The 9634-nt window shown below is 46.3% G+C and carries 4 protein-coding genes, 2 tRNA genes and 3 rRNA genes; all 9 read left to right on the plus strand.

The window, feature by feature from the left end; translation table 11 throughout:
• The first annotated feature begins 57 nt into the window (after positions 1-57).
• Entirely contained in the window at positions 58-1341 is a 1284-nt protein-coding gene (gene hemL / locus ONZ52_RS21855) for a glutamate-1-semialdehyde 2,1-aminomutase (RefSeq protein ID WP_265220732.1), read from the plus strand.
• A 27-nt stretch (positions 1342-1368) separates the two neighbouring features.
• On the plus strand, positions 1369-2139 hold the full coding sequence (gene pssA, locus ONZ52_RS21860; protein WP_265220733.1) for a CDP-diacylglycerol--serine O-phosphatidyltransferase: 771 nt from the start codon (positions 1369-1371) through the stop codon (positions 2137-2139).
• 103 nt (positions 2140-2242) lie between these two features.
• Positions 2243-3235, plus strand: a complete 993-nt coding sequence (gene msrP, locus ONZ52_RS21865; protein WP_265220734.1) for a protein-methionine-sulfoxide reductase catalytic subunit MsrP — start codon at positions 2243-2245, stop codon at positions 3233-3235.
• 1 nt (position 3236) lies between these two features.
• Complete coding sequence (locus ONZ52_RS21870) at positions 3237-3842, plus strand: protein-methionine-sulfoxide reductase heme-binding subunit MsrQ (RefSeq protein WP_265220735.1); 606 nt, start codon at positions 3237-3239, stop codon at positions 3840-3842.
• Between the two features lie 336 nt (positions 3843-4178).
• Positions 4179-5722, plus strand: a 16S ribosomal RNA gene (locus ONZ52_RS21875).
• A 172-nt stretch (positions 5723-5894) separates the two neighbouring features.
• Positions 5895-5971, plus strand: a tRNA-Ile gene (locus ONZ52_RS21880).
• 133 nt (positions 5972-6104) lie between these two features.
• Positions 6105-6180: transfer RNA gene (locus ONZ52_RS21885), tRNA-Ala, on the plus strand.
• A 267-nt stretch (positions 6181-6447) separates the two neighbouring features.
• A 23S ribosomal RNA gene (locus tag ONZ52_RS21890) occupies positions 6448-9337 on the plus strand.
• 199 nt (positions 9338-9536) lie between these two features.
• A 5S ribosomal RNA gene (gene rrf, locus ONZ52_RS21895) occupies positions 9537-9634 on the plus strand; the annotation flags it as partial.

The following is a 9634-nucleotide window of genomic DNA, read 5'->3' on the forward strand; positions in this document are numbered from 1 at the left end:
ATTTTAGATTGCTCGCTTACTAGATGTATTAAATTATTGGTTATAGGATTTGAAAATATGAGTCGCTCAGAAGATCTATATGCACGCGCCCAACACCGTATTCCTGGTGGTGTCAATTCCCCAGTGCGAGCTTTTAATGGTGTAGGTGGTACGCCTATTTTTTTCCAGCGTGGGGAAGGCGCTTATGTCTATGATGAAGACAAAAAACGCTATATAGATTATGTTGGATCTTGGGGGCCAATGATTTTAGGTCATTCTCACCCTGATGTGTTAGACGCAGTTAGAAAACAGCTAGATTTTGGTTTAAGTTTTGGAGCGCCAACAGAAGTTGAAATCACCATGGCCGAAAAGGTTTGTGAACTTGTCCCTTCTATGGATATGGTACGCATGGTGAACTCGGGTACTGAAGCCACCATGAGTGCGATCCGATTGGCTCGTGGTTATACCGGACGCGATAAAATTGTTAAGTTTGAAGGTTGTTATCATGGTCACTCAGATTCTTTATTAGTAAAAGCTGGATCTGGTGCATTAACGCTTGGCGTTCCGAATTCTCCTGGTGTGCCTGCAGATTTGGCCAAACATACTATTACACTGCAATACAATGATATTGAAGAAGTGACTCGTTGTTTTGCAGAAATCGGGGATCAAATTGCTTGTATCATTGTCGAACCTGTTGCTGGCAACATGAATTGCATTCTGCCAGTTAAAGGATTCCTTGAAACCTTGCGCCAAGTGTGTGATGAATCAGGCGCTGTGTTGATCTTTGATGAAGTGATGACTGGGTTCCGCGTTGCCCTTGGTGGTGCACAGGATCATTTTGGTATTGTTCCTGATCTGACAACACTAGGTAAAGTGATTGGCGCTGGCATGCCGGTTGGTGCGTTTGGTGGTAAACGCGCCATCATGGAATGTATATCACCGTTAGGTCCCGTTTATCAAGCTGGTACCTTGTCTGGTAACCCTGTTGCTATGGTGGCGGGCTTGGCTGTTTTGAACAAAATTAGTGAAGAAGGTTTTCATCAAACTTTAGGTTCTAAAGCTGCTCGTCTTGTGGCGGGACTAAAAAAGGCAGCGGACGATACTGGTGTGCCTTTCTGTGTTGTGAGTGTGGGGGGGATGTTCGGCTTTTTCTTTACAGAGTCGACAGCAGTGACCAGTTTCAGCGAGGTTCAGCGTTGTGATTTGCCGCGTTTCAAGGCCTTTTTTCACCATATGTTAGAAGAGGGTGTGTATTTTGCCCCAGCTGCGTTTGAAGCGGGTTTTATTTCTCAGGCGCACACTGAAGAAGATATTGATTACACAATAGAAGCCGCTAAGCGTTCTTTTGCTAAGCTTGTATAAATAATTTGTGGAAGGAAGGTTTACAGCATGTCCATTGATGATATCAAAAAATCACCAGTTGATGAAATTGAAGATATTGACGTTGGTGATGACAAAAAACAGCCCCACAAAGGGGTGTATTTATTACCAAATTTGTTTACTACGGCGGCACTTTTTTCAGGGTTTTACTCTATTATCGCGGCTATGAATGGGAATTACTCCCATGCAGCAGTGGCCATTTTTATTTCTATGATTTTTGACGGCTTAGATGGTCGTGTGGCTCGCTTGACTCATACGCAAAGTGCCTTTGGTGCGGAATATGATTCTTTAGCGGATATGGTGTCTTTTGGGATCGCACCTGCATTAATTGTATTTACTTGGTCGTTAGCACCACTTGGTAAAATTGGTTGGATTGCTGCGTTTATTTATGCAGTTGGTGCAGCACTGCGTTTGGCTCGTTTTAACACTATGATTGGGGTTGAAGAAAAACGTTATTTTACTGGGCTTCCTAGTCCCGCAGCGGCAGCCATTGTGGCGGGTGTTATTTGGGCTGCGAATGATAATGGTATCTCAGGCGAAAGTATGGCGACACTCATGGCTTTGCTTGTTCCTATTACAGGCCTGCTAATGGTTAGTAATGTGAAATATCGCAGTTTCAAAGATTTGGATTTGAAAGGGCGTGTTCCATTTGTGGTTTTGTTAATTGCTGTTTTGATTTTGGTTTTTGTGGCTTTACAGCCCGCTTTTGTGTTGATGAGTGTGTTTTGTTTATATGGGGTGTGGGGACCGCTTGGTATTGTGTTTAAGCGATTGCGCTAGAGGATTGTGATATAAAAAAGCATTCTGCTTTATTGCGGGTGCTTTTTTTGAACTAGTAGCGTGCTCCCTTGTCAATAATTTTAATAACATAAGGGGACATGCTATGCTGATTTTGAATAAAAAAGCGTCTGATTGCTCTGAGTCAGAAGTGACTGATAAATCCATTTATCTGAATCGCCGTCAATTTATGAAAACCACTGCAAGTTTAGCGCTTGGGGTGGGGGCTGTTGGCCAAGTGTCAGCGGCCTTACAAGAGGGGAACCCTTTGTTACCTCCGCCTTCTCTCAAATCCTCCTTTGATAATATAGCCGAAACGCCTTTTGGCAAAGATGACAAACTCTCTCCTTATGATGTTGCCACTTCATACAATAACTTTTATGAATTTGGTTATGGTAAAAGTGATCCTAAAGATCGCGCATCTCAGTTTAAAACCACGCCGTGGACCATTACTGTTGAAGGTGAGGCGGCCAAAACAGGGGTATTTGATCTAGATAGTATTATCAAAGATTCCATGTTGGAGGAACGAATCTATCGACTTCGTTGCGTGGAAGCATGGTCAATGGTTATTCCTTGGGTCGGCGTTTCTCTTGCTACGGTCCTTAAGCGTTTTGAGCCAACGTCAAAAGCTAAATATGTTTACTTTGAAACCTTATACGATCCTAAGCAGATGCCCGGTCAATTAGGGAGCGGACTGGATTGGCCTTACCGAGAAGGGTTGCGTATTGATGAGGCGATGAATTCTTTGGCTTTTCTTGCTGTTGGTATGTACGGAAGTATTTTGCCAAATCAAAATGGTGCACCTGTTAGATTGGTTTTACCTTGGAAATATGGCTTTAAGAGTATCAAATCGATTGTGAAAGTTCGTTTTGTAGAAACAATGCCTGAGACGACTTGGAATATGTTGGCGCCTAATGAATATGGTTTCTATGCTAATGTGAATCCCAGCGTTGACCATCCCCGTTGGTCGCAACAGCAAGAAAGGCGTTTGCCTGGTGGCGTGCTTTTTCCAAATGTTATTGAAACAAAAATGTTCAATGGCTATGAAGAGGAAGTGGCATCTCTTTATGCGGGTATGGATTTGAAAAGGTTTTATTAATATGGCTGGTTTCTGGGATAGAAAGGAAAAGCCCTATGTGTTGATATTGTTTGCTTTGCCATTTTTGTGGATGTTTCTTTCCTTATTAATGGGGCAGTACTTTCCCGATCCGGGTAAGTTACTGATGAGATTGAGCGGTATTTGGGCATCCATATTTGTGGTCGCGGTCATGGCCATGACATTGATTGGAAAAATAGGGGGCTTGAAGTTTGTTAATCGCTACCGTCGTTTCATCGGTCTAACGGCTTTTTTCTATTCGTTGCTCCATTTTATTATCTATTTAATTTTATTTGCTGGGTTAAGCTGGACTTGGATTGCTTCAGATCTTATTGAAAAACCCTACATTTATGCTGGTGTTTTAGCTCTTGTTATCATAGTGATTTTAACAGTAACAAGTACAAAATTTATGATGCGCAAGCTAGGGAAGAGGTGGAAGCCGTTACACCGCTTCATGTATTTAGCCGCTATAGCGATACTTGCTCATTTATGGTGGCAGGTTAAAGATGATATTTCGCTAGCTGTCTATTTTTCTTTATTATTAATTCCTTTGTTAATATCTAAAATACCTACGCTACCTATATATAAGCATTTTTTTAAGAAAATCTAAAAAAAGTACTTGCGCAGAAAATTTAGGGATGTATTATACGCACCCACTGACACGGACAACGACGCAAACAAGAGTTTGCACTTACTAAGGTAAGTAAGTTGAACGAAGTATCAGACGCTCTTTAAAATAGATAATCAGATAATTTGTGTGGGCGCTCGCTGGAGGCTTCAGAAGATTGTCCGGATTGGTTTTTAACTGATTCGAGATGGTCAAAAAAATTGAAGTCTTGCGAAACGTCTAACACGTCAATTCGCTTTATGTTGTTTCGTTGTTCTTCGGGATGATGAAATGATTAAGTTATTGTTAGTGTAATAGATTTTGAGTAAGCAAACTTTTTAACTGAAGAGTTTGATCATGGCTCAGATTGAACGCTGGCGGCAGGCTTAACACATGCAAGTCGAGCGGTAGCACGGAGAAACTTGTTTCTTGGGTGACGAGCGGCGGACGGGTGAGTAACGCGTAGGAATCTACCTAGTAGAGGGGGACAACATGTGGAAACGCATGCTAATACCGCATACGCCCTGAGGGGGAAAGGAGGGGACTTTTCGGAGCCTTCCGCTATTAGATGAGCCTGCGTGAGATTAGCTAGTTGGTAGGGTAAAGGCCTACCAAGGCGACGATCTCTAACTGGTCTGAGAGGATGACCAGTCACACTGGGACTGAGACACGGCCCAGACTCCTACGGGAGGCAGCAGTGGGGAATATTGGACAATGGGCGCAAGCCTGATCCAGCCATGCCGCGTGTGTGAAGAAGGCCTTAGGGTTGTAAAGCACTTTCAGGGGTGAGGAAGGGTGATTGGTTAATACCCAATTATCTTGACGTTAGCCCCAGAAGAAGCACCGGCTAACTCTGTGCCAGCAGCCGCGGTAATACAGAGGGTGCAAGCGTTAATCGGAATTACTGGGCGTAAAGCGCGCGTAGGTGGTTTGTTAAGTCGGATGTGAAATCCCAGGACTCAACCTTGGAATGGCACCCGATACTGGCAGGCTAGAGTATGGTAGAGGGGTGTGGAATTTCCTGTGTAGCGGTGAAATGCGTAGATATAGGAAGGAACATCAGTGGCGAAGGCGACACCCTGGACTAATACTGACACTGAGGTGCGAAAGCGTGGGGAGCAAACAGGATTAGATACCCTGGTAGTCCACGCCGTAAACGATGTCTACTAGCCGTTGGGTTGTAATGACTTAGTGGCGCAGCTAACGCAATAAGTAGACCGCCTGGGGAGTACGGCCGCAAGGTTAAAACTCAAATGAATTGACGGGGAGTCCGCACAAGCGGTGGAGCATGTGGTTTAATTCGACGCAACGCGAAGAACCTTACCTACTCTTGACATCCAGAGAAGAACGCAGAGATGTGTTTGTGCCTTCGGGAGCTCTGAGACAGGTGCTGCATGGCTGTCGTCAGCTCGTGTTGTGAAATGTTGGGTTAAGTCCCGTAACGAGCGCAACCCTTATCCTTACTTGCTAGCGGGTAATGCCGAGAACTTTAAGGAGACTGCCGGTGACAAACCGGAGGAAGGTGGGGACGACGTCAAGTCATCATGGCCCTTACGAGTAGGGCTACACACGTGCTACAATGGCGTATACAGAGGGCTGCGAACTTGCGAGAGTAAGCGAATCCCAGAAAGTACGTCGTAGTCCGGATTGGAGTCTGCAACTCGACTCCATGAAGTCGGAATCGCTAGTAATCGTGAATCAGAATGTCACGGTGAATACGTTCCCGGGCCTTGTACACACCGCCCGTCACACCATGGGAGTTGATTGCTCCAGAAGTAGGTAGTCTAACCGTAAGGAGGACGCTTACCACGGAGTGGTCAATGACTGGGGTGAAGTCGTAACAAGGTAGCCCTAGGGGAACCTGGGGCTGGATCACCTCCTTAAACGATAGAAACCTCTGGTGAGCGTTCACACAAATTATCTGATGTCTAATTTATGAGAAGCACAGAAGTGTTTTAATCTGTTGTTCTGTTGGTTAGAGCGTACCCCATTATTTTGGTAAAGAGTAGGGTGAGGTCGACCGAACTAAAACAAACAGCAAATTATATTGTATTTGGGTCTGTAGCTCAGTTGGTTAGAGCGCACCCCTGATAAGGGTGAGGTCGGCCGTTCAAATCGGCCCAGACCCACCAGAATTCCAATAACTTCGTTATTTAAGATCTCGTTTAGCGAATTAAACGTCGACCTTAAAAGTCTTGTTCTTGAAATTCTGGTATTTAATTGGAGATGTTTATTCCAATTAGCAAATACGATCTAGAGAAAAATGGGGCTATAGCTCAGCTGGGAGAGCGCCTGCTTTGCACGCAGGAGGTCTGCGGTTCGATCCCGCATAGCTCCACCATTTACGGATCATTCTGTGTAAAAGATTAGAAGAGAGTTCTAAGCAAGACGCTAAACATCTTATGCATTCGTGTGTTGGGTGATTTTTAGTCTCTGACTTAGTGCTTTGCACTAAACTTGCTCTTTAACAATTCGAATTTTGAAATAGACGATAATCAAGCGTCAAACCGGTGGAAAGCATCTTTAACCTAGATGACTTTCTAAATCGTAAATCCAGAGGGGTACAAAAGCCCTTTGGTATGTGATCCGAAACTATTTTGGGTTATATGGTCAAGTGACCAAGCGTGCACGGTGGATGCCTTGGCAGTCAGAGGCGATGAAGGACGTGGTAATCTGCGAAAAGGTTCGGGGAGTCGATAAACAGGCTTTGATCCGAACATGTCCGAATGGGGGAACCCACTCTACTTGTAGAGTATCCCACAGTGAATACATAGCTGTGAGGAGGCGAACGAGGGGAACTGAAACATCTAAGTACCCTTAGGAAAAGAAATCAACCGAGATTCCCTAAGTAGCGGCGAGCGAAAGGGGATTAGCCCTTAAGTGGTTTTGGTGTTAGTAGAAGGCTCTGGAAAGTGCCGCGATAGAGGGTGATAGCCCCGTATACGAAAACACCTTAATCATGAAAACGAGTAGGACGGGACACGTGTTATCCTGTCTGAATATGGGGGGACCATCCTCCAAGGCTAAATACTCCTGACTGACCGATAGTGAACCAGTACCGTGAGGGAAAGGCGAAAAGAACCCCTGTGAGGGGAGTGAAATAGATCCTGAAACCGTGTACGTACAAGCAGTGGGAGCGGACTTGTTCCGTGACTGCGTACCTTTTGTATAATGGGTCAACGACTTATTTTCAGTAGCAAGGTTAAACATGTAGTGGAGCCGTAGGGAAACCGAGTCTTAATAGGGCGTTTAGTTGCTGGGAATAGACCCGAAACCGGGCGATCTATCCATGAGCAGGTTGAAGGTTGAGTAACATCAACTGGAGGACCGAACCCACATCCGTTGAAAAGGCTGGGGATGACTTGTGGATAGGAGTGAAAGGCTAATCAAGCTCGGAGATAGCTGGTTCTCCTCGAAAGCTATTTAGGTAGCGCCTCGTATCTCACCATTGGGGGTAGAGCACTGTTTGGGCTAGGGGGTCATCCCGACTTACCAACCCCATGCAAACTCCGAATACCAATGAGTGCAATTACGGGAGACACACGGCGGGTGCTAACGTCCGTCGTGGAAAGGGAAACAACCCAGACCGTCAGCTAAGGTCCCAAAGTTACAGTTAAGTGGGAAACGATGTGGGAAGGCTTAGACAGCTAGGAGGTTGGCTTAGAAGCAGCCATCCTTTAAAGAAAGCGTAATAGCTCACTAGTCGAGTCGGCCTGCGCGGAAGATATAACGGGGCTAAAACTGTACACCGAAGCTACGGATGCTTAGTTTACTAGGCATGGTAGAGGAGCGTTCTGTAAGCCGTTGAAGGTCAAGCTGTAAGGCAGGCTGGAGGTATCAGAAGTGCGAATGTTGACATGAGTAACGATAAGGGGAGTGAAAAACTCCCCCGCCGGAAGACCAAGGTTTCCTGTCCCATGTTAATCAGGGCAGGGTGAGTCGGCCCCTAAGGCGAGGCAGAAATGCGTAGTCGATGGGAAACAGGTTAATATTCCTGTACTCGTGCATATTGCGATGGAGAGACGGAGAAGGCTAGGCCAGCACAGCGATGGTTGTCTGTGTTTAAGGCGGTAGGTTTAGGGCTTAGGCAAATCCGGTGCCTTTTAAGACCGAGAACTGATGACGAAGCCTCTTTTGGGCGAAGTGGTTGATGCCATGCTTCCAGGAAAAACTTCTAAGCTTCAGATATGCAGGAACCGTACCCCAAACCGACACAGGTGGTCAGGTAGAGAATACCAAGGCGCTTGAGAGAACTCGGGTGAAGGAACTAGGCAAAATGGTACCGTAACTTCGGGAGAAGGTACGCCGGCCGGTGTGAAGGACTTGCTCCGTAAGCACTAGTCGGTCGAAGATACCAGGTGGCTGCGACTGTTTATTAAAAACACAGCACTCTGCAAACACGAAAGTGGACGTATAGGGTGTGACGCCTGCCCGGTGCTTGAAGGTTAATTGATGGGGTTAGCGCAAGCGAAGCTCTTGATCGAAGCCCAAGTAAACGGCGGCCGTAACTATAACGGTCCTAAGGTAGCGAAATTCCTTGTCGGGTAAGTTCCGACCTGCACGAATGGCGTAACGATGGCCACACTGTCTCCACCCGAGACTCAGTGAAATTGAAATCGCAGTGAAGATGCTGTGTATCCGCGGCTAGACGGAAAGACCCCGTGAACCTTTACTATAGCTTCACAGTGAACTTTGAACCTACTTGTGTAGGATAGGTGGGAGGCTTTGAAGCGGTGACGCCAGTTACCGTGGAGCCACTCTTGAAATACCACCCTGGTATGTTTGAGGTTCTAACTCAGGTCCGTAATCCGGATCGAGGACACTGTGTGGTGGGTAGTTTGACTGGGGCGGTCTCCTCCCAAAGAGTAACGGAGGAGCACGAAGGTGTGCTCAGCATGGTCGGAAATCATGCATAGAGTGTAAAGGCAAAAGCACGCTTAACTGCGAGACAGACACGTCGAGCAGGTACGAAAGTAGGTCTTAGTGATCCGGTGGTTCTGTATGGAAGGGCCATCGCTCAACGGATAAAAGGTACTCCGGGGATAACAGGCTGATACCGCCCAAGAGTTCACATCGACGGCGGTGTTTGGCACCTCGATGTCGGCTCATCACATCCTGGGGCTGAAGCCGGTCCCAAGGGTATGGCTGTTCGCCATTTAAAGTGGTACGCGAGCTGGGTTTAGAACGTCGTGAGACAGTTCGGTCCCTATCTGCCGTGGACGTTTGAGATTTGAGAGGAGCTGCTCCTAGTACGAGAGGACCGGAGTGGACGAACCTCTGGTGTTCCGGTTGTCACGCCAGTGGCATTGCCGGGTAGCTATGTTCGGACGGGATAACCGCTGAAAGCATCTAAGCGGGAAGCCTCCCTTAAGATAAGATCTCACTGGAACATAAGTTCCCTAAAGAGCCGTTCGAGACTAGGACGTTGATAGGTTGGGTGTGTAAGTGCTGTGAGGCATTGAGCTAACCAATACTAATTGCTCGTGAGGCTTGACCATATAACACCAAAGTGGTTTTTAAAGCGGAAACGCTACAATCACAGACACAGATTACGATAAAGCATCAGCAATGATGAGCATCGGTTTGATACTTGGTTATCACTATTTCAAAATGAATTGTTAAAGATCCAAGCACGTATTCGCGTGTTTTGGTGAGACCACAAAGACGCCCAGCCAGAACAAAACGCAAAACGAATTGCTTGACGATCATAGAGGCGTTGAACCACCTGATCCCATCCCGAACTCAGAAGTGAAAAGCGCCATCGCCGATGGTAGTGTGGGAGATCCCATGTGAGA

It is taken from the genome of Marinomonas rhodophyticola (genome assembly GCF_026113935.1).
Classification (GTDB): Bacteria; Pseudomonadota; Gammaproteobacteria; order Pseudomonadales; family Marinomonadaceae; genus Marinomonas; species Marinomonas rhodophyticola.